Source organism: Terriglobales bacterium (assembly GCA_035567895.1).
Lineage (GTDB): Bacteria > Acidobacteriota > Terriglobia > Terriglobales > Acidobacteriaceae > Gp1-AA112.
Genome location: DATMPC010000014.1, coordinates 107,142 through 127,379 on the forward strand (window position 1 = coordinate 107,142; position 20,238 = coordinate 127,379).

The 20,238-nt window shown below is 55.8% G+C and carries 19 protein-coding genes; 14 read left to right on the plus strand and 5 right to left on the minus strand.

Annotation, left to right across the window (positions count from 1 at the left end; translation table 11 throughout):
• Positions 1-127: 127 nt before the first annotated feature.
• The 5 genes from VNX88_05260 to VNX88_05280 all read left to right on the plus strand — a co-directional run bounded on the left by VNX88_05260 (position 128) and on the right by VNX88_05280 (position 5,039).
• A complete protein-coding gene (locus VNX88_05260) occupies positions 128-478 on the plus strand; it encodes a hypothetical protein (GenBank protein HWY68049.1) in 351 nt (116 codons plus the stop codon).
• Positions 479-739: 261 nt separating this feature from the next.
• Positions 740-1,693, plus strand: a complete 954-nt coding sequence (locus VNX88_05265) for a nuclear transport factor 2 family protein (GenBank protein HWY68050.1) — start codon at positions 740-742, stop codon at positions 1,691-1,693.
• A gap of 52 nt (positions 1,694-1,745) precedes the next feature.
• Positions 1,746-2,444, plus strand: a complete 699-nt coding sequence (gene rpiA / locus VNX88_05270; GenBank protein ID HWY68051.1) for a ribose-5-phosphate isomerase RpiA — start codon at positions 1,746-1,748, stop codon at positions 2,442-2,444.
• A 767-nt stretch (positions 2,445-3,211) separates the two neighbouring features.
• On the plus strand, positions 3,212-3,727 hold the full coding sequence (locus VNX88_05275; GenBank protein ID HWY68052.1) for a GNAT family N-acetyltransferase: 516 nt from the start codon (positions 3,212-3,214) through the stop codon (positions 3,725-3,727).
• Between the two features lie 388 nt (positions 3,728-4,115).
• Positions 4,116-5,039 (plus strand): Rap1a/Tai family immunity protein, encoded by a 924-nt coding sequence (locus VNX88_05280; protein ID HWY68053.1) that lies wholly within the window; start codon positions 4,116-4,118, stop codon positions 5,037-5,039.
• Between the two features lie 58 nt (positions 5,040-5,097).
• On the opposite strand, the gene VNX88_05285 is transcribed toward VNX88_05280, so the two are convergent.
• On the minus strand, positions 5,098-6,534 hold the full coding sequence (locus VNX88_05285) for a family 16 glycosylhydrolase (protein HWY68054.1): 1,437 nt from the start codon (positions 6,532-6,534) through the stop codon (positions 5,098-5,100).
• Positions 6,535-7,601: 1,067 nt separating this feature from the next.
• On the opposite strand from VNX88_05285, the gene VNX88_05290 reads away from it, so the two are divergent.
• Both VNX88_05290 and VNX88_05295 read left to right on the plus strand, forming a co-directional pair.
• Positions 7,602-8,009: a hypothetical protein gene (locus VNX88_05290; protein ID HWY68055.1), complete on the plus strand. Its 408-nt coding sequence runs from the start codon at positions 7,602-7,604 to the stop codon at positions 8,007-8,009.
• Between the two features lie 123 nt (positions 8,010-8,132).
• Positions 8,133-8,891 (plus strand): hypothetical protein, encoded by a 759-nt coding sequence (locus VNX88_05295; GenBank protein HWY68056.1) that lies wholly within the window; start codon positions 8,133-8,135, stop codon positions 8,889-8,891.
• Between the two features lie 287 nt (positions 8,892-9,178).
• On the opposite strand, the gene VNX88_05300 is transcribed toward VNX88_05295, so the two are convergent.
• The gene (locus VNX88_05300) at positions 9,179-9,472 is read right to left on the minus strand and encodes a hypothetical protein (GenBank protein ID HWY68057.1); all 294 of its coding nucleotides are present in this window, start codon (positions 9,470-9,472) and stop codon (positions 9,179-9,181) included.
• Positions 9,473-10,080: 608 nt separating this feature from the next.
• On the opposite strand from VNX88_05300, the gene VNX88_05305 reads away from it, so the two are divergent.
• Positions 10,081-11,463 carry an aspartate kinase gene (locus VNX88_05305; GenBank protein ID HWY68058.1) on the plus strand — a complete coding sequence of 461 codons (1,383 nt, stop codon included), beginning with the start codon at positions 10,081-10,083 and terminating at the stop codon, positions 11,461-11,463.
• Between the two features lie 317 nt (positions 11,464-11,780).
• Here VNX88_05305 and VNX88_05310 read toward each other — a convergent pair whose 3' ends face one another.
• Positions 11,781-12,113, minus strand: a complete 333-nt coding sequence (locus tag VNX88_05310; protein HWY68059.1) for a cupin domain-containing protein — start codon at positions 12,111-12,113, stop codon at positions 11,781-11,783.
• Positions 12,114-12,182: 69 nt separating this feature from the next.
• On the minus strand, positions 12,183-13,460 hold the full coding sequence (locus tag VNX88_05315) for a hypothetical protein (protein ID HWY68060.1): 1,278 nt from the start codon (positions 13,458-13,460) through the stop codon (positions 12,183-12,185).
• Between the two features lie 116 nt (positions 13,461-13,576).
• Here VNX88_05315 and VNX88_05320 point away from each other — a divergent pair, with 116 nt between their 5' ends.
• The gene (locus VNX88_05320) at positions 13,577-13,783 is read left to right on the plus strand and encodes a hypothetical protein (GenBank protein ID HWY68061.1); all 207 of its coding nucleotides are present in this window, start codon (positions 13,577-13,579) and stop codon (positions 13,781-13,783) included.
• A gap of 23 nt (positions 13,784-13,806) precedes the next feature.
• Here the strand turns inward: VNX88_05320 and VNX88_05325 are convergent, their stop codons facing one another.
• Positions 13,807-14,490, minus strand: coding sequence for an RNA polymerase sigma factor (locus VNX88_05325; GenBank protein HWY68062.1), 684 nt, complete (start codon positions 14,488-14,490; stop codon positions 13,807-13,809).
• Positions 14,491-14,577: 87 nt separating this feature from the next.
• Here VNX88_05325 and VNX88_05330 point away from each other — a divergent pair, with 87 nt between their 5' ends.
• The 5 genes from VNX88_05330 (at position 14,578) to VNX88_05350 (ending at position 20,232) form a co-directional block, all read left to right on the plus strand.
• A complete protein-coding gene (locus VNX88_05330; GenBank protein HWY68063.1) occupies positions 14,578-14,937 on the plus strand; it encodes a cupredoxin domain-containing protein in 360 nt (119 codons plus the stop codon).
• A 184-nt stretch (positions 14,938-15,121) separates the two neighbouring features.
• A complete protein-coding gene (locus VNX88_05335; protein HWY68064.1) occupies positions 15,122-16,171 on the plus strand; it encodes a hypothetical protein in 1,050 nt (349 codons plus the stop codon).
• 80 nt (positions 16,172-16,251) lie between these two features.
• Complete coding sequence (locus VNX88_05340) at positions 16,252-18,513, plus strand: transglycosylase SLT domain-containing protein (protein HWY68065.1); 2,262 nt, start codon at positions 16,252-16,254, stop codon at positions 18,511-18,513.
• A gap of 300 nt (positions 18,514-18,813) precedes the next feature.
• On the plus strand, positions 18,814-19,209 hold the full coding sequence (locus tag VNX88_05345) for a PIN domain nuclease (protein HWY68066.1): 396 nt from the start codon (positions 18,814-18,816) through the stop codon (positions 19,207-19,209).
• Between the two features lie 66 nt (positions 19,210-19,275).
• Positions 19,276-20,232 carry a threonine/serine dehydratase gene (locus tag VNX88_05350; GenBank protein ID HWY68067.1) on the plus strand — a complete coding sequence of 319 codons (957 nt, stop codon included), beginning with the start codon at positions 19,276-19,278 and terminating at the stop codon, positions 20,230-20,232.
• The last annotated feature ends 6 nt before the right edge of the window (positions 20,233-20,238 follow it).

Here is a 20,238-nt window from a genome sequence, read left to right on the forward strand (position 1 = left end):
AGTGGCGAGCAGCCTGTGCAAAAACTTGCAAGAATTTGCTTGACACCTTCAAGTCTTACCTTGAGAATTTCGCCTTCCCCCCGAAAACAATTGAACGACTGAATCCTCTGAGCCTGGAGTTTTTCTTATGGAATGGCTCGGCCCCGACATAGTCTCGAAGTACGAAAGCTCACGCTGGCCAGTGCTGCTTTCGGTTTGCCCAAACCTCGACCGCATGCAGAGCCGCGAGCATGCATTACTCGCCGCGGGTTACTTAGTCGCCTCAGCCAGCACGCTGACGGCTGCCAAAGAGATGACCCAGCTCTGCAAGTTCGATATCGTTTTGCTCGATCACGAGTGCGCTTCTGACGACGGAGCTAAGAACCTCCAGCAGCACCATGTAAGCGTGCTGCTCGAATCCGGAACCTCCGAACGGCAGTTGCTGAGTCACTTGAGTCAGTTGTTGCAGGTCGCGAGCGCCTCCGCCGCGGTGCACTGAAGGCGAGCTTTCGGCTGCCAGCTATCGGCGATCAGGCTAAGACTAACCGCAAGAGCTCACGGCAAATAACGCGGATGTTGTGGATCAGCACGGATGCCGATTGGGTGATACCTACCGCCCTTGGCTGGAGTCCCAAAGACCGAAGAGCAAAGACCAGCGGCTGCCTGGTGAGTATCAGGTTATTGAGTCTATTCGTGTGAATCCGTGCTTTTTATCCGTGTCGTGTGTTGCCCTTGACGTAGTTCTTTCCGAATCCCCGCCGTGCCAGCCGGAATCTATGGCAGAAACAAGCCTGTCGGCGAAGGGGGCGACCTGTCCCATCCCAAACTGCAGTTCAGCTTCGGTAACAGCTCATTAACACGAAGCATCTGGGTGGTCGCGTTCAGCTTCGTGTGCCTGCTCACCGCCGCCGCTCAAAGCTCCGCGTCCGCAGACGAGATTCCCCTGGAACGCTGCGACCGCCTGCCGGTCGTGAAGGTGCGCGTCGCCGACACTGACATGCATTTCCTTCTCGATACGGGCGCCACCACGATGCTGAATCTGAAATCGTTTACCGGAGGCTCGCGCGGACAGATCAAAATCAGCTCATGGAAGGGAACCGCAGACACCAGCGCGCGCGAAGTGACACTTCCCACTCTCGCTCTCGGCACGCATGTCCTGCACGAGTTGAAGCTGCCGGCCATCGACCTCAGTCCGATCGGACAGGCGTGCGGCGGTCCGATAGACGGCATCCTCGGCGTCGATTTGCTCGACATGATGAATGTCACCATCGATCTCAAGCGCCGCGTGGCTTCACTGGGGGGCGAGCCCGCCGATGCAAAGACCTTATACCAACAGATGGACTCGGCCATGGGCCATTGCACCGGCGCCTTTGAGCAGGCGAAGGCTGAAGAACTCGAGCAATGCTTCGATCCCGAGATCGTGCTCTATTGCCCTGAAGGAGAGTTCAAAGGCCGCAGCGAAGTGATGCGTTACATGCGTGAATATTACTTCAAGTTTTCTCCCAATCTTCACTACACGACCACCCTGCACGACGTGCAAGCCTTCGGCGATGCCCTCTGGTACTCGTACGACTTCGAGATGAAGACTCCGGAAAAACAAATGTCAGGCCGGGGAATGGCCATGTGCAGAAAGAACCAGGGCCGCTGGATGATCCTAAACATGCACAACTCCCTCCGTAAAGGCGAACAGCAAGCAAGCCTGCCAAAGCAGTAGCAGGCCCTGCGGTAGCGAGTGGTGCCGCGCAGAACCCCGCGGTAGAGGGCGGGTGAGGCACAATGACATGGATATGGACAAAGACCTCGAAAAGCAGGCTGTTGCCCGTGCCGCTCTCAGTTTCGTCGAGAATGGCCAGGTAGTTGGTCTGGGCAGTGGTTCAACCTCCACCTACTTCATCCAGTTCCTCGCTGATCGTGTGAAAGCGGGACTGAAGATTCGCGGTGTCCCTACTTCTGTCCGCACGCAACAACTTGCGGAAAAATGTGGCATCCCTTTAGCCACTCTCGACCAGGTGGAGGCCCTCGACATCGATGTCGACGGCGCCGACGAGTTCGATCCGCAACTCCAACTCGTCAAGGGTGGAGGCGGGGCTCTCCTCCGCGAGAAGATCATTGCCTCTGCGTCCAAAAAATTCGTCGTGCTGGCCGACTCCAGCAAACAGGTGCCAATTCTTGGCAAGTTTCCACTGCCTGTGGAAGTGATCCCATTCGCAGAGACGTTGCTGACCCAAAGGATTTCTGCTTTGGGAGCCACGGTTACGTTGCGAAAAACCATGGACGGTACGGCCTACAAGACCGATGAAGGACATCACATCCTCGATTGCCATTTCGGGAGAATCCCCGATCCTGCGAAGTTGGCAAGGACCCTCAGCGACATGCCCGGCATCGTCGAGCACGGCCTCTTCATCAACATGGCGAGTGTGGTCCTGTTAGCAAAAGGTGAGCAAGTGACAGAGCTTCGCAGATAGAAATCGGGGACAAGGCTAAAACGAGGAAGGCCGGGACACCCGTGCGCCTTAATCTCGCTTAAGGCCCAGGAAGTTCAGCAGCCCCGTTATTTCTGCCCCAATTCCAACTACCGCCTACGACGTGTCATGCTGAGAGCAACGGACTCAGCTTGAACCAGTCTTAATTCACTGGTGTTCACGGAACAGCGAATTTATCAGTGAATCTAACAGTGAATTTTTGCTGAAATGGCGGCGAGCAACGGACAGTTCCGCGCAACCTCCTGCCGCGTCAGGGATTATCGAAATTCGCGATTCTTACGCGCCACAAAGAACAGTGAATAACAGTGAATAAGCAGTGAATTATGAAATTTGCAATCCGTTGCTCGCGCCAGCGTCCGATGATTGCGGACGAACACTCTCCCAGAGCCGCCTGAGTTCCAAAATGAAATTTTCGTTGACTCACAATCTCGACTCGTGGTATCACCGAACTATGTTCGGTGCTGAGGAATGGCCGCTCCGGACACGACAAACCGGACCGCGTAACTCTCCAACCGCGGCCGCCTTCGGTCCTGATCATGCTGACAACCACTCCCTCCGCCGACGCCGTCAACCGCGCCGAGGGATAGGGATGTAAAACCAAGGGCAGGGCACGGCTGCCCACGCACCCATCGACTACCCTCACCCCATCAGCCGCAACGCCGGCGTCTGTTGGGGACCCCGATCGCCGACGGGTTCTGCCCCACACGTATCATCTGAGACGCGTGGGACCCGCTTTCCCGAGACAAAGAATGAGTTTCACGATTCGTCCAGCTCGAATTGAAGATGCCGGCGCCATCGCCTTCGTGCAGGTCGAGAGTTGGAAAAGCACATATGCGGGGATCGTTCCCGACGAATACCTTGCATCCCTCAGCGTCGAGTCGCGAACAGGGGCGTGGAAGGAGCTGTTCGATGCCGGAACGAATCTCATGTTTGTAGCTGAAGATACAACCGCCGTTTTTGGATTTGTGAGCGGCGGGAAATTGCGTGACCCAATCGAGGGCTACGACGCCGAACTGTATGCCATATATCTCCTGCAACAAAGACAGCGGCAAGGTGCGGGAAAACTTCTTTTGCGAAAATTCGTAGAAGGCCTGCGTGCAAACTATTTGCGCGGCTTGATTGTGTGGGTTCTGGCAAGGAATCCAGCAGTCGGGTTTTATCTCCGCCTGGGAGGCACTCAGGTTGCAGAAAAGCAGATTGAGATCGGCGGAGTCCAGTTGACGGAGCTAGCCTTCGGCTGGGCAAATCTCGGTGACCTGCTCTAAGAAGGTGTGCCCCGCGCCAGCCGCCTGTTGGCATCCAGCAACGCAGACAAGTGCGCGCGGATCTCAGAGCCTATCCTTTGGGAAGGACGGCCGATCTTCTCGAAAGGCTTCTGCGATCGCGTACTTAATAAACTCCCAAAAAGCACTGCAAAGCAGGTCGAGGATAAGTTCGAGCCAATCCACGCTAGAAATCGCTCCTGAGGCATTTAGACGCGAAGTTTTTTTGACGCCACGATTGGCTATCCCTCGCGAATCAATTTTTTCACAGCTTCCAGACGGGACGTTTTCCTACATTGGGAAATCAGATGAGAATACGTCCCGTTTGTCCCCCGTTTTCCGTTTTCCTCAAATCCAGCAATGCCCCTTCGAGGTGTAAAATACTCTCCCCATGAAAACAGGCTTTCTCGCAGTGATGTTGCTGTTGCCAGGGTTTGCTGCAGCGAAAACAGGGAACGATTTGCTGGGGGACTGCTCCATCGCCCTGAAGCTTTTCAACAACGAGAATGTGTCTAGCGAGCCCGACTTCATGAAGATCGGAAACTGTATAGGATTTGTCACCGGAGTCATGCAAGCAGCGGCATTGAGGAAGGCGGACCCAGGCAATGGTCGATCGAAAAACAACGTAACGCAATTCTGTGCTCGGCCTGATGTCCCTGTTGAGCAAGTGGTTCGAATGTCGCTCAGTCGGCTGAAGAGGAAGCCGGAGGAACTGGATCTTGATGCGGCGGCGGTCGTTCTTCGCGCATTGAACGAGGACATCGAAGAACCTTGTATTGGGGGTTCAGGCGAACAGGCCGAAGGACTCCATTGGCCCGATCCTCCTAAGAAAGCGCGCATGAGAGTGCGTGTGGTCGCCGTCGCTTCAGCTCTGCCGCGAAGTTCTGCCTTCTCCAGCTTTGAGGTGCTCGTCGCCGAAAAGGAGATTGGCGTCGAGGAGTTCAGTCTCATCAAGCTCGTCTTTACCTACCTTCCGTATCAACCGCGGCTCTCCGAATCGGGCTTTGATTACTCAGTTGTTCACGAGGTCTCAGCGTGGCGAAATCCGGATTGCGACGAGACGGTCGCGCAGTTAACAGCGCGGAGCCTGCCTGATCGACATGAGCCGATGATCTACTCTCGCAACGTACCCAGAGAGGATCTGGATGTCAGACATATTCCTCTGCCTTGCTACGAGACGAAGGCGGACGATTACGTAAAGTCCAGCTTAGAGCCCATCCCTCCGCTCCCGGCGCCAGTTATATCTGTTGTGCGTCGACAGCTGACCGGGGAGCCACCCGAACCTGTCCTTCACGTGCGTCCAAACCCGAGATGACCCGCTGGTCTTGCTCGGAATAAAGTAAACGAGGGATGACAGTCGACGTGCTGGAGCTCTAGTTCACCGTTACCGGGATGCTCAGGGTTGATTGGTCGACACTTACGGTATAGCTCGTTACCGTCAGGCTGTAGGTACCGCTTGGTGTTCCGCCCTGGGTTGGAGTAGTGGATCTCGTGCTGCCGCCTCCGCCACAATCCATCCCCATTCCAAATAGACCGAGAAGCACAATTATGCGTATGAGGTGTTTGGATTTCCGGCGACGCATTGCCGGGGCCAGAAGCAGTCCAATCATCAGTCCACCGAACGTTAAGAGAACCCAGCGGTGTCTCTTGTCGAAGAACGAAGCGCTCGTATGCGGTTGAGTGGTCAGGCTCAGGCTGGCGGTCGCTGTCGCAGAAGAACTGAAATCAAGATACGTAGGCGTGATGCTGCAGGTGGAGTTTGCGGGTGCGTTGGAGCAGACGAAGTAAACCTTCCCCGTGCCTTGCGTTGAGTTCAGGTTCAGCGTGCTCGTCCCAGTTTGTCCGGCGGTAACTGTGATCGGCGATGCCGTCATGCTTGGTCCCGGAACCGTGGCTGCCTTATAGACGCGAACATAGTCTACGTACATCAGAGACGGGTTCGGCGTCGTGCCGTCCGGGGGGCCGGGCCAGTCGCCGCCTACTGCGAGATTCATGATCAGGAAAAAGTTGTTGTTATATACCCACTGCGTTCCTGATGGAATTCCGTTCGCGGGAATCGTGAAAAATATGTTGGTGGGATCGTCTACGTAAAACTGGATCAGGTAGGGCGACCAGATCGCGCCATAGATGTGATAGCCGCTATCGTCCACCCGGCCGCCGTTAAGGAATGTGTAAACCTGACCGATGCCATTGCCTCCCGAGTATCCCGGTCCATGGATCGTGGACTTAATCCTAGTTGCGCCCAGCGGCGCGGTGAGGACGTTCTCCATGATGTCGATCTCTCCCGACTGCGGCCAGCCCACCGTGGAGATATTGCTTCCCAGCATCCAGAACGCCGGCCACAGTCCCGTTGCCGACGGCAGCTTCATGCGCGCTTCCATGCGCCCATATTGGAAGGTGGCTGCAGAGATTCCCTGCGTCTTCAGGCGGGCCGAGGTCCATGTTCCGCTCGCTGTCTTGATAGCCTTGATCACCAGGTTCCCATTTCCGTCCTGGTAGGCATTCGGATTGTTGCCATCGCAGGGCGGAGCTGGTGAGGCGCCAATGGGATTGGCGCAGTAAATCTCCAGCTCATGATTGACGTTCAGATTTCCAACGTCATGAGTCCATTTCGTGGAATCAGGGGCCGAGTTAGCGGTTCCATTGAACTCGTCACTCCATACTGGCGCACCCCAGTTCTGCGCCGAAAGACCGCCGCTGAGAACAAACAAGAACAATGAAGGGAGAGTGAGATAGCGTGGCAGGTGGCTATCGCAAAGCTGCTGTACCTCATTCCATAACTTACATGCTGCTGTTGGCCTGGTTTTCATTCCCTGTTTGGTTCACCTTCTTTAAGCCATCCGCCTATATTACTTGGCGGATGACGCGCCGGGTGCCTCAGCCTTTCTTCCATTTAGTGTTTCGCCGGGTGCCCCACCCGTCCAACTCTTGTCATTCCTGAGCTTGCCGAAGGATCCTGTGGTTGGTTCCGGCTGTCTGTTGCTGGGGTGGGAGAGTGCGGCACCCGCATTCGGGAATCCCAGAACAGAAATCAAACAACTGAAATGAGAGCGAAAGGGTGCTCCACCCGCCCGCTCTCCGTCGACGCGCTCTGCTGCGATCCGTTACCGAAGCAGCTCTTTATGAAATACCGGACCACCAGGATTTGGCCGGAAAGCGATCGAGGGGATGAGCCCGAACCTCTTCTTAAAGTCTCCTCCGACTTGCCCATCGGGCCTTGTCTCTTGCCCGCCTACGATCAGGAAATCAGTTGAGAACACGACTCCGCCCTCTCCAAATTCGCCTCCAGGTTCCACGAGCATAAGTTGTACCTTGGTTCCGAATCAGGCTCTGCGCAAACGTCCCATTCTTATGCAATATTATTGTCGAGGTCTCCTCGCCACTCTGATAAGTATAAGTTCCTGAGAGGGCGTTATAGCTGTAATCTGCAGCCAAACAATACCAACCAACAGCCAAGCAGATTAGGAGACCCGTACTGATCCAGATTCTGGGTCCACCTGCAGTTCCGACTGCGAGTTTCCACGGCGCGCTTTTTAGTCTGGATGGCATCGTGTAGTGCCGTCGGGAAACGATCGCATTGGGTCGTTGTCACCCGTGCCGGGTACGCCACCCGCCAGTGAGTTCCAATTCGGAAGGCGGGTGCCCCGTCATTCCACCACTCGGACCGGCCGCGAAAACATCATAAAATGGCGAGGTGCGGAGCCTAAGAGGGATACTGGTTGCACTCATTGTATGCGTCTGCTCAGCGGACTGCTCGGAATGGAAGGACCGCATCGAGCTTTCCCAGTTCCTGACCGATGACGCAGCACTCAAGACGCTAACGATCACGTATTGGCCCACGTACCGGCAAGTTGTGTACGTATATGGTTCGGGGAAATTGATTGGCCAGAGCTATCCGGGCCGGACCTTCTCCCAGCAATACGGAGTCTTTCCAACTTGCAAAGCGATGATAAGCCCGGAAAAAGTCAGGAATGTCATCCGCTTGATGATTCAAGTGCGCTTCTTTGATCTTCCCCAGAAAAGTTTCGTCTATTTGTTCGCCTCTGATGACGTGGAGGATCTTGAAAAGGAATTGGAGAGGCATTCGATAGCTCTCGATGATGGAACTATCCATGCTCAACGGGACTTCGCCGCCGGTACTTATATGGGTAAAAAAGAATCAATTCCTCAGGAATTCGCTGCCGTCGAAAACGCCATGCAGCAATTAATGAAAGAAACATTTAAAGACATGCCATGCAAGGTCGACTCCTACGTTCGTCCTCCGTCACCGGTTGAACGACGATAGCCAGGACCGACCTCGAGTGTCCTATCCATCAGCAACAGCCCAGGGTGAGGTTGAGTAGGATCAGAATAGGTCCTTGACCGGACGGCCCCGCGGCACTGAATACGAACCAATTCGGAGTGGCTTGTGTACGATCGCGCATTGCTCCTGCACGGCGCCAAACGCAACGAGGTGCTGACTCTCGCGGAAGTGAAGCAGTATGGAATCGACAGCTTCGGCGACGCCGATTACGTCAGCATCTACGGACTGCGTCCGCCAGAGTGGTACCGTCGGGGAATCCGTCTCCTTGGGCGCACGGCGGTAGAGTGCACGCGTGACCCGCTCGCCGATCGCATCGGACGGGATGTTGCCTCCATCGCAGCACGCATGCCATCGCAGAAGCGGGTGGTGGCAATCGATCCGTTCGCCGGATCGTGCAATACCCTGTTTTGGATTTTGCGGCACATACAAGAGGCGGAAGGCGTCGCGTTCGAATCAGACACGGAAGTGTTCGAACTCACACGCCGCAACTTTGCCGCTCTTGGCCAGAGCATCGAACTCGTTCGGGGCGACTATGCCAATCTGCTTCAGGAGCACCACATTCCTGAGGATCGAAGCATCATCATCTTTGTCGCGCCACCGTGGGGTACTGCTCTGGATGAAGTCCACGGCCTGGACCTTTGTCGCACCACACCTCCCATCCCTGAGGTCATAGACCGAATCGGGCGCCAATTCGCGAACCACAACATCCTCTTTGCCGTGCAGTTGTACGAGAAAGTCTGCGCGGCATCAATGGCTGTGGTTCAGACGCAGCTCGATTCGAGCGAAGTGAGCTTCTACGATATCAATGAGCTGGGTACGAATCACGGCATTCTTCTCGGAACGAAGAGTTGGGTACCGCGATAAGGTCAGGGAGCGGGCCAAACATCAGCAACAGTCGTGACAGCGGTCTTCGCCCTGGATTTTGTCGACAGCTTCTTTTGCGATGATCGGTGCGACTGGATCAAGGGGCGGGGGATAGGTCACAGGGGACAGGGAACAGGGGAGCAGCCGGGCCGGCAAGAACGATGGCTGAGAGGTACGTGCAGAATTGTCAAACACGCAATTAGCTATCAGCAATTAGCTAAGGCAACAGCAACAGCAAAACAGCAACGGTGGAACGGCTTCGCCTAGGTGCCCAACGGAGTCCCTACTTACCAGCTTTTGCAAATGGGCTGGGGCGTAATCGCGATTTCGCCAGCTCTTTCGCGTCCAGCTCTCCGGTCTTCCTGGTATCGAGTCGGTCGAACTCTGCTTCCCTTCATCCATTCCTGCTTGGTGATTTTCCCATTCTGGTTCGTGTCCATCAGCAGCAGCAACTCCTTTACGTCTTCTTGTGCGAGTGCGGATCGATCAGGCAGTGGCTTTGGGACCGACATCTTCTGTGCCAGGAGGATTCCTTCAGTCGATGCGAGCAATGTCAACCCCGCGATGAGCGAGAGCGCCACAATCCTGTTTCCTTGGTTTCAGCATGATTCACCTCTAAAAATGGCTGGGGGGCGATTGGCTCAATTTATCAATCGTCCAGGCACGCGTATCCGGCGATTGAAGTCTATGCCGGAAGCTGCAAGGGAGACATACAGAAGGAATAAAGATTGTGCAAGGCAATTGCAGTTTAGAGTTCGGACTTCGGGACACCCAGGCTCCGGCAAAATGAAAGATACGTGCTTCGTCTGTGAGCGCCTTTTGATCTGAACGTCACAGAAGCTGGCGGACCATCTGCCACATCCTCTACTAACGACATCCTTACGTTGCCTTTACGGTTCCTGGTGTGGAATTGAGTTGTGCCTGACTTCCTTCGCGACGCTACAAATGTGGCATGCAGCATTGTTCTCATCGTTCTTTTTGTTTTGTTGATCCTGGCCGCGCAACGTTGGTGGTCAGCGCTTGGCGAAATCGAAAATCTCAGGTCTGAACTGAGGCCGCGCTCAACAAAATTCCGGAGGCTCAGGTCTTGACACCATAACGGACGGAGCGTTCCTGAGCGGCCCGCCGGCCTGTTCTGTTTGAATTCTCGATGGAGCTAATACCAGGGCCCAAGGAAAAAACTTCTTTCATGATCGTGATGAAATTCGGTGGTTCCTCAGTGGAATCGGCAAGCGCGATTGTGCGCGTAGCATCTATTGTTCGTTCTCATCTTTCCGAGCGGCCCGTGGTGGTCGTCTCTGCGATGGGGAAGACGACAGACCGGCTTCTGGAAATGGCCGATCAGGCCGCCAAGCATCATGACGAGGTTGCCGATGCTCTGCTGGATCAGCTTGAGAATTTTCATTTCGGGGAGGCAGAAAAACTCGTCGAGGGCCAGCCTCTTGAATCCCTGAAGACTTGCCTGCGCCAAAAATTTTCAGAATTGCGGGTCGCGGTCGATGTCCTCGGACGCTGTGCCGCGGGATTCACTCCGGCACTCAAAGACAAAATCGCCAGCTATGGAGAACAGTTGTCGAGCCTGATCGTGGCGGCGGCTTTTCGTCATCTTGGAATCGAATCGACGCACCTTGATGCTCGTCGAGTAATCGTCACCGACGCCGAACACACTCGAGCGACTCCGCAATATGCGGAGACGAATCGCAGGCTCCGCGATGCCATCAATGGAACCGGCAAAGTGGTTGTCATGGGCGGATTCATCGCGGCGACCGAACAGGGAGTCACTACGACTCTTGGCCGAGGCGGCTCCGATCTCACTGCCTCAATCGTGGGCGCCGCGCTCGACGCTTCTGAGATCCAGATTTGGACCGATGTCGATGGCATGCTCACGTGCGATCCGCGTCTGTTTGCCGCTGCATATCTTCTTAAGACGATCTCCTACGCAGAGGCGGCGGAAATGGCGCGCTGGGGTGCAAAGGTGCTTCATCCGGATACGGTCCAGCCCGCGATCGAAAAACAAATTCCCATCGTGATCCGCAACTCCCGCCGTCCTGAAGTGGAAGGTACCAGCATTGTGCCTGAGGTACCGCGGTGTACGAATCCGGTAAAGTCCATCGCCGTAAAGGCCAACATCATGGTGCTCGAGATTCGTTCCTCCTCTGCGGACGCGGATCCCGATTTAATACATGAGCTCAGTCCAGTCGCACACAAGAAAATTGCTGCCGAACTGGTCTGGAAAACAGGTGAGGCTCTGTACGTGGGTATCAAGACCGGCGACCGGTACCTCGATCTACGGCTCGACCTTGATGGCTGCGTTGAAGCGCACTTGCTGAATGACCGGGCGGTGGTCTCTCTGGTCGGAGACGAAGCAGATCTGCGAGTCGTGAATCGCGCAGCGATGCTGCTGAGACGAATCGATGCCAGGATCATGCTGCCCGATTGCTCGCCTCATACCATCGCCATCGTTGTGCCTCAGCGCGATTTGAGTCGAACAATTGAACTCCTACACAGCGAATTCTTTCAGCACCTTGACCCTTCAGTATTCGTCGGAGAACCTGAGCTGGCTGCTCAGTAGCGCTTCCGAAACTCCTTGGTGGGAGATCGCGGATTTGGGGTTTGGGTGGGAGCCTCAGATTTAGGGTTTAGGTGGGAGCCCCCGGATTCATCCGGGGGAGAGGCTTTCAAGCCTCGCAAGACGCGCATCTTTACTTGTCCCCGGCTTTAGCCGCGGGGTTTCAGGTTGGGAAGTCCCGGGGCTAAAGCCCGAACAATTATCAGGCGATTGCTCTCTTGCAACGCTGAAGCATTGCCCCATGCATGAATGCATGGGCTCCCACCTGAGGGTTCACAGTCCCTTTAGCCGAACCAAAACGGAAAGCATCGGGCACGCGACTATAGGTTCTCCTGGATGAAGCGGGGATTGAGGTGGACGTCAACTTGTACCAGCGGCGAATCGCCGACGGCCTTGAAGCTGTGGATCTCGCCAGCCTTGATGACAAAGATGTCTCCCGCGCCGCCTTCGAAGGTCTTACCGTTGACGGTCCAGACTCCACGGCCTTCGCGGATGAACTGGATCTCGTCATACGGATGGCGATGCGGACCCGGTCCCGAACCGGGCTTTCCATGGAACAGGAACACTGAAACGCCGGTGCCGCCTTGCTCTGCTCCAACAAACTCATGCGAACTACCCACAAAAGGCAGGTTCTCCTGACGCACGTGATGCATCCTCATCATCCTCCTGGCGGGATTGGATTAGTGTAGCTAGGCTGAGGCTCCGGCCTGGAGATTGGTCGTCTACTGGCCTCCCGGACCGGAGGCCCGTCGGGGCGGGGCGAACGAAATTGAGGCTTTCATGATGCGCTCGAGTTCTGACGGCGTGTCGCACTCGAATAGCCATATCACCCAATACTGCTGCAGGTTGGTTAGCACGAAGGATTTGTGCACCTTGCGCAGGAGGGTAGAGCCGGCTACCGGTATCGCGGAGGCGCTGGGCATCTCCAGAAAGAGGTGTCCGGCGAGTTCGATGGCCCGCAGGCGGTTGGCTTCGCGACCGAGCATGGAGGTGCCGGCAAAGCCGCGCACAATGGCTTGTCCTATGTGTTGGAGCGCTTCCGAGTCGCGCACCGAATCGGGATACTTCAGGTCGGGGGCGAAACACGTGGGGTCGGCAGCCAGGATGGTGATTCGTGAGGATGATCCAGTCGCTCTGTCTGCCGGGGTAGCTTCGGTAGCTGAAAGCAGCGTCTTGGTGCATTCCTGGACGATAGCGGCCCTGGTGGAATCGCCTGCTGCTGCGTCCGCTTCATGTTCTTTCGCACTCGAATTCTGCAGGTCGGCGTACCATCCCTCGGGAAGCTGGTAGCCGAATCCCAAAGTGGGATTGGAGTACACGTTGCCGCTTATGGAGCCACGTTCCAAATGGGCCAGATCGAGCTGCGGGGCATTCTCCAGGCGGCGTTTTGCCGCTGATGGGAGATAAGGACGGCTATCCGATCCGGCGATCTCGGCGGCCCTGGCCGGAGCGAAGAACTTCACCGACTCGATGCAGTCGCGCAGTGCATCGGTCTGCCCGGAGTTGTAGGAGGAGACGCTGAACAGAATCACGTAGCCGGCCACGCCAGTGGCGTAGCGCAGACGACGAAGCTTACCGGAAAAAGTCTTCTCCTCAAGCTCGGCTTTCCAGAACAGACGACCGCCAATGCTAATGGCCTGGGCCCCCTTCTGACCCTGCATGCCGGAGAGGTAGACGGCCTTTTGTGCCTCGTCGTCGGGCGGGCCGAAGACCTGAGTGGCGGAGGCGATGAGCAGGGTGAGTCCCTTGCTTGCGGACTTGTAGGCAAATAGCGAGTGTTCAAGTGCCTTGTCGGAATCGCTGAGGTCTTGGATCTGAAACTTACGATCTTTGGGCAGCGGCAGCGAGAAGCCGAAGAAGGAGTTGGTGTACTGGCCGGGAGAGACGAATCCTGCTTCCGGAATGGGAATTCGGGACGGAGAGGGTGATAGCGGGATTTGCGCCCAAGTCGCGCAAATCCAGCCCACGGAGAAGAGAAGCAGAGACGCAATCCTGCGCATGGCAGCACCAGCCGTCGAGGACAGCGTCCTCGAGCGGCCACAATGGCATAAGTCTACCCCGTTGCCAGAACACAGGACAGGGGTTTAGCGCGAGACGACGGCTAGGTCTTGTGCTCGTGTTTCGCTTTACACTTGGTGACGATTGCCTGGTGGAGTCGGTCTCGGATGGGGTCTGGGAGGGGGTAAACGTCGTTGTCGCGGTAGATTTCTATTGTTTTGCGGGTGGTATTGCATACCACGAAGCAGTTATGGCACCACTGGAGGTGCTCTTCCAGCTCCGTTTTGAGCTCGACGTCAATACCGCCGTCCAGGTACTCGTTTAGTTCCTTAAGGAAGTCTTTGCATTTCACTGCGGCTTAGCCCCGTCCTTTTTCACTTTTTTGAAGTAGCGGTTGAGGCGCTCCCGCAATTGGAGCCTTGCCCTCAGGAGCCGCGATTTCACAGCAGGTACGCTTAAATTTAGCATCTCTGCTGTCTCTTCTGTTGACAATCCTTCGATGTCCCGCAATACGAAAACGGTGCGGAAACTTTGGGGTAGTCCCTGGATGGTCTTTTGGAGTATGTCCCCGAGCTCCGATTGGCCGAATAGCTGCTCCGGATTGGGCCCCCAATCGGCCACCTCCCGGGGCATAGAGCCTTCTTCGGTTTCCACGTCCTCGTCCAGGGATACGGTCTTGCTGGTCTTGCGCCGGCGCAACTTCATCAGCGCTTCGTTTACCGCAATGCGCACTAGCCAGGTATAGAACTTGGAGTTTCCCTGGAACTGCTCCAGGTTCTGATAGGCCTTAATAAATGCATCTTGGACTACGTCTTCAGCATCCTCACGGTTCTGCGTGATGTGCTGGGCGATCCGGAACACATTACGGTCGTAACGTTTGATCAACTGTTCAAACGCACCCACATCGCCGTGCCTGGCCTGGTCTACTAACGCCAGTTCTTCGGTCTGTGGCTCCGCAACCTTGGCTTCTACACTTTCCATATGTAATACGACTCGTTCAGCCCCAGAAAGAAACAGAAGACCCACCGGCATCAATAGACCGGAGGTCTACTAAATCGAGTCTGATATCTTAAATGCTACTACGCACTCCTCGCGAATTAAGTTTATCTACCTGCCCGAATGTCGCGGAAGACGATCATTGTCCTGCTTTGGCTGTCGGTGGCGTCCCTTCTAACAGCTTGTAACACCAAGCCTTCGACGCACGACTTCAAGTTTCAGCGGGTTACCATGCGCAAGTTCGCGATTGAGCCCGACGTTATCCGCGTGAAGCAAGGCGAAGATGTGGTGCTGAGCGTGTCCACCGAAGATGTTCAGCATGGATTCGAAGTGGAAGATATGGGAATCAACGAACCGGTCCAGCCAGGCAAGCCGGTTGAGATCCACCTGGATACGTCGAAGAAAGGCGAGTTCCGGGTGGCATGCAGCATCATCTGTGGCCCTGGGCACAACGATATGACGGGGAAGGTCGTCGTGGAATGATCGAAAAATCGGGTGATCGGGTCATCGTGTGAAGTAAGGACACGCTGAACTACACGTACGCGTACAGGCCGAAGTGATAGCCGAGAGCTCGCCGCCTCGGTTTTCACTTCACCCGATCACCCGATGACCCGATCGCCCGATTGCTTCCCGGTTCCCTTATAATCCGGCCTGAACTCTCTCTCTCATGGCTGATCTCAATCAAGTCCGCAGCGGCATCGAACGAGCGGTTTCAAGCCGGCTTACGCAGCAGGCTGACCAGTTTCGTAAGGACGTCGTCGACCAGGTACTGCGCGAGATTGAGCCTCTGTTGGCATCCTCGGGCGCGACGGGACAGGCGCAGTCAATGCTGGCGTCATCCGTTAGCGGCGTACTCAGTTCCACGATTTCGGCGATTCAGGCCTCGACTGTTCAGGCGGACATTCTGAAAGCTTTACTCGAGGGCGTTTCGAAGTTCAGCGCTCGAACCGCGTTGTTCGTCGTGCGAGGGACGGCGCTGGCGGGCTGGCAGGCGCGCGGATTTGCGGACGATAACATCCGGGGACTTACGCTGGACGGATCAAAAGGCCTCGCGGCGCGGGCGATTCAGGGTCGTGATCGCGTGTCCGCGGCCGCAGCCGAGTTTGATGCGGCTTTTATTCAGCAACACGGCGCACCCGCGGACCGCAATGCCACGTTATTTCCGCTGGTCGTGAGAGACAAAGTAGCGGCGATTTTGTACTGCGATACAGGCCCGACGGCAGGTGTCGCGACCGACTTTTCGGCGATCGAGGTGCTTACTCGCTACACCTGTCTGTGGCTTGAGCTTGCTGCAGGAAAGAAAACCAGTGGGTCACCAGTGGCAGAGTCGAGCGCCGCCACGTTTGTGGGTTCTGCCAGTACGCAGACAGCATCGGCTGCTCCCGCCGCAGTAGCCGAATCCAAGCTGTCGGCGGATGCCGGGCCGGCAATTGGAAACCTCTCGGCCGACGACCAGGAACTCCACAAAAAAGCCCAGCGGTTCGCAAAACTGCTGGTGGACGAGATCAAGCTGTACAACCAGTCCAAAGTGGCTGAGGGCAAGCAGAATCGCGATTTGTACAAGGTTCTTCGGGAGGACATCGAGAAGAGTCGAGCCACCTACGACAAGCGATATGGTGGCACCCCTGTGGCTCTTGCCAGATACTTCGACTCCGAGGTTGTGCGTATTCTAGCCGATAACGACCGGTCTTTGATGGGAAGCGACTTTCCCGCCTGAGATCGGGTTAATCTATACGTGAGCTGAATTCAGGACGCCAACCCGCCGTGCTTTTTCGCTGCATTTCTGTCGTACTTCTAATGTTCTTAGTGATCTCCTCGTCTGCGCCAACCCTGGCGCAGAGCACATCCAAGACCAACACGCACAAACGTGCTACTCAGAAAAAGAAGACCAGTAAGCCCAGAGGCAGGACAACGGTCACACCTGCGCATAAGAAAAAGCTGCACCGGGCCTTCGTGGAATCGGCAGACCTGCGTCCGATGGCGAAGCAGTTGCTTGAGCAGCCTACCCCTACTGCTTATGTTGCAGTAGAGCGCTATGCAACCAAGCACCGCGCAGATCAAGGTGGCATGCTCGCTCATCTGGTGCTCGGTTACGCGCACTTGCAGGACAAGGATTACCCAAAGGCTGATAAAGAGCTGAAGCTCGCGGCGGTTCCAGGTAGCGAACTCTCTGATTACGCAGATTTCTTTCTCGCACAGTCCGCGGCGGCTGCGTCTCCCAACCAGCAGCAAGTCGCGACTTTGCTAAAGGGATTCGGTGAGAAGCACCCTGATTCGCTCTTCATCCGGTCAGCGGAGGTGTTGCGGGCGAATGCGCTGATTGCCTCCAACCAGAGCGACGAGGCCATTCGTGTGCTCGAGCCGATGCGCGACAACAGGCCCGACGTCGAACTCGCGCTCGGTCGCGCCTACGCCGCCGTTGGTCAAACGGCCAAGGCTGTTTCAATTTGGAACCACCTGTACGCCGAAATGCCGCTCAGCCAGGAGGCTTCGGCAGCGCAGATCGAGTTAACAAAACTGGGCGGGCAGGGACTCATCTCGGTTCCAACTCTCGAACAGCGCCGCACACGGGCGGATCTGCTGATGAAAGGACGGCGGTTTGACCTGGCAGCAATCGAGTATCGAGCGATTCTCGACAGCATCCGCTCAGATATGAGCCAACAGTCTTTACAGCGCGAGCTGCAGGTGAAGCTTGGTGGAGCTCTCTATCGCCAACGTCAGTTGGAGCAGGCCAAGTCGCTGCTCGAGTCAGTACCGGCGACCTCGGAGCCTTATGAGGCGGAGCGTCTCTACTATCTGCATGAAATTGCGCGCAGCAAAGATGATGGCGGAGGTGAGCGCCAGCTCCTGTCGGACTTGATACAGAAGTTTCCTGCCAGTCCCTGGCTGCAAGATGCCTTGCTGTCCGCCAGCAACATGTACCTGCTGCGGCCTGATTACAACAACGCGATCGAGTACTACAGCGCGCAGTTCAAGCTGTTCCCGGAAGGGAAGTACTCGCCGTACTCGCACTGGAAGGCGGCATGGCTGAATCTGCGCATCGGCAACAAAGACGAAGCCAAGCGTCTGATGGAGGAGCAGATCAAGTTGTATCCGGCGGGGCAGGAGATTCCTCCAGCACTGTATTGGCGCGCACGGCTGGCCGAGGAAGACGGTGATCTCGACCGCGCTGGCGAGTACTACACGTTCATTCTTCGCCGATTTACGCACTATTACTACGCTGACCTGGCACGCCAGCGATTGCGTTTTCACTTCGATGCATCGAAACACGATCCGCTGCTCGATAAAGTTCCGATTCAAGACGATCTCGACAAGAGCAGCTTTGAAGCTCCGTCGGACGATTTGCGTATTGCGCGCGCACAACTGCTCGCCAATGCGGCGTTATTTGATTTCGCTGTGCGCGAACTGCAGGCGTTGCCCGACAAGCTCTATGCCAAGGCTGAGATTGCCAGGGTGTATTTGAAAGCGGATCGCCCGGATCGTGCTCTGCAGTCATTCAAGCGCGCAGTGCCGGGATACTTTGCGGGCGACATCACCGACCTGCCGTCCTGGGCATGGAATATCCTCTTTCCGAAGCCCTATTGGAACGAGCTAACGCGCTACGCCAATGCAAACGGTCTGGATCCCTATCTGGTGGCGAGCCTCATTCGCCAGGAGTCCGAGTTCAATCCTCAGGCGGTTTCTCACGCGAATGCTTGGGGACTCATGCAACTCCTTCCGCCGGTGGGGAAGAAGCTGGCAAGAGAAGTGCGGATGAGGCATTTTAGCCAGGAGCAGTTAACCGATCCGAACATCAACATACAGCTTGGAACGCGGTACTTTAAGCAGATTGTTGACAGCTTCGACGGGCAAGTGCAATACGCCTTAGCTGCATACAACGCAGGCACAGATCGAGTGAAGGACTGGCAGGCACAAGGCCCATATCGGGACATCAATGAATTCGTAGAATCCATCCCCTTCACCGAGACACGCGAATACGTACAAGCAATCATGCGAAATGCGACCGTGTACCGATTGCTGTATTCGAAGAACGTTGAGACCGCACGAGCTACTCCTTAAAGAACTCACGGCAGAATAGTGAAAAATGTGGCACAACCGCCCTCGGCTGTGAAACTGAGTGCCCATACACCTAACTTGTGATAACTGGTGTATTATGTCCCAAATGGCAAGAACCAATATTGATGTTAACGAAGAGTTAATCCGGAAGGCGCGCAAGCTCACTCGATTGAAAACAAAGCGGCAGATTGTGGAACGAGCCTTGGAGTTGCTCGTCCGATCGGAGAGCCGTAAATCAATCGTTCGCTACTACGGAAGCGGCATTTGGAAGGGGGATCTGAACTCGTCGCGGAGAAACCGCGTTTGATCCTGGTCGATACCTCCGTCTGGATCGATTTCTTTAGCTCTTCCCCAGGCGCGGCAGGTGCCGAGCTGCGCCGGATGATTCTCACCGCAGAGCCTTTTGCGCTTACTGGAATCGTCGCAGCTGAAGTCTTACAAGGGCTCACCCGAAACGCTGCGGAGATCGAGCAATACCTGGCACAGTGGGACATGTTGGAACCGAGCGGACTCCTCACGTACAGCGCAGCGGCCTCCATCTTTCGTAGGGCTCGCGAAAAGGGCATCACGCTCAAGACGATCGACACTCTGATCGCGGCGATCGCCATTGAACAGAGGGCTTCGGTTTTTACGCTCGATAAAGACTTTGGGTACATCGCTGGCATGTCGAACCTCGAATTGTATTCGCTGCCTGCGTAGAAATTCATAGCAAAGACAGCAATCGACATTGCTGCCGCTGTTGTTCTCTTCTATCGTCATTTGCAGATGATCTGCCTCAAAGACGTTCAGCAAGCACGAGAGCGCATCGCCAAATATGTCAAACGCACGCCCACCATTCGCAATCGCACTCTAAGCGAGATGCTCGGCGCGAACGTTTATCTCAAACTGGAATTGTTTCAGACCACAGGTGCTTTCAAGGTACGTGGAGCCTTCAACAAGATTCTTTCTGAACTGGAGCACGCGCAGCGCGCTGGTGTGGTGGCTGTAAGCGGCGGGAATCACGCGCAGGCTGTGGCATATGCCGGCAAGGTGCTCGGTTGCCGAACCGTGGTCCTCACGCATCGCAGTACGCCGCGCAATTATCTCGAAGCCACCCGTGGGTACGGGGCTGAGGTCATTCAGCTCGAGGATATTTCAGAGGCTTTTGCCAAAGCGAAGGACTATGAGCAGCAGGGAATGCTCTTTGTCCACCCATTCGACGATCCGTTGGTGATGGCCGGGCAGGGAACTCTCGGGCTGGAGATTCTCGAAGATGTCCCCGAACTTACAGATGTCTTTGTGAGCATTGGCGGAGGCGGTCTCATGAGCGGAACCGCGGTAGCGATCCGTTCTCAGAAGAGCGTGCGCTTTCGTGGAGTCGAGACGGAAGGTGCTGATGCTATGGCTCTTGCATTAGCTGCCGGGCATCCAGTTGAAATTCGTCCTACTTCCATCGCCAAGACGCTAGGTGCTCCCTCGGTTTCTCCCCGCACGCTTGCTATGGCCAAAGAGCATCTCATCACCGTTACGGTCGTTTCCGACAAGGAAGCAGTCGAGGCGCTCGAAATTCTATTAGAGCGGGCCAAGGTTCTCACCGAGCCGGCTGCTTCGTGCACGCTCGCTGCGGCGTTACGTGCAAAGGATCGATTTCGTCCTGATTGCCACGTTGTTCTGATTCTGTGTGGCGGAAACCTTGGCGTGGAAGACCTCTGCGAGTATCATGCAAAATTCCTGAACCACTGATACTCG

Bases quoted from the DNA above. Each gene is read 5' to 3' on its own strand.
- VNX88_05260 (HWY68049.1), top strand. From the start codon at position 128: ATGGAATGGCTCGGCCCCGACATAGTCTCGAAGTACGAAAGCTCACGC.
- VNX88_05275 (HWY68052.1), top strand. From the start codon at position 3,212: ATGAGTTTCACGATTCGTCCAGCTCGAATTGAAGATGCCGGCGCCATC.
- VNX88_05280 (HWY68053.1), top strand. From the start codon at position 4,116: ATGAAAACAGGCTTTCTCGCAGTGATGTTGCTGTTGCCAGGGTTTGCT.
- VNX88_05285 (HWY68054.1), bottom strand. From the start codon at position 6,534: ATGAAAACCAGGCCAACAGCAGCATGTAAGTTATGGAATGAGGTACAG.
- VNX88_05305 (HWY68058.1), top strand. From the start codon at position 10,081: ATGATCGTGATGAAATTCGGTGGTTCCTCAGTGGAATCGGCAAGCGCG.
- VNX88_05310 (HWY68059.1), bottom strand. From the start codon at position 12,113: ATGCATCACGTGCGTCAGGAGAACCTGCCTTTTGTGGGTAGTTCGCAT.
- VNX88_05315 (HWY68060.1), bottom strand. From the start codon at position 13,460: ATGCGCAGGATTGCGTCTCTGCTTCTCTTCTCCGTGGGCTGGATTTGC.
- VNX88_05325 (HWY68062.1), bottom strand. From the start codon at position 14,490: ATGCCGGTGGGTCTTCTGTTTCTTTCTGGGGCTGAACGAGTCGTATTA.
- VNX88_05330 (HWY68063.1), top strand. From the start codon at position 14,578: ATGTCGCGGAAGACGATCATTGTCCTGCTTTGGCTGTCGGTGGCGTCC.
- VNX88_05335 (HWY68064.1), top strand. From the start codon at position 15,122: ATGGCTGATCTCAATCAAGTCCGCAGCGGCATCGAACGAGCGGTTTCA.
- VNX88_05340 (HWY68065.1), top strand. From the start codon at position 16,252: ATGTTCTTAGTGATCTCCTCGTCTGCGCCAACCCTGGCGCAGAGCACA.
- VNX88_05350 (HWY68067.1), top strand. From the start codon at position 19,276: ATGATCTGCCTCAAAGACGTTCAGCAAGCACGAGAGCGCATCGCCAAA.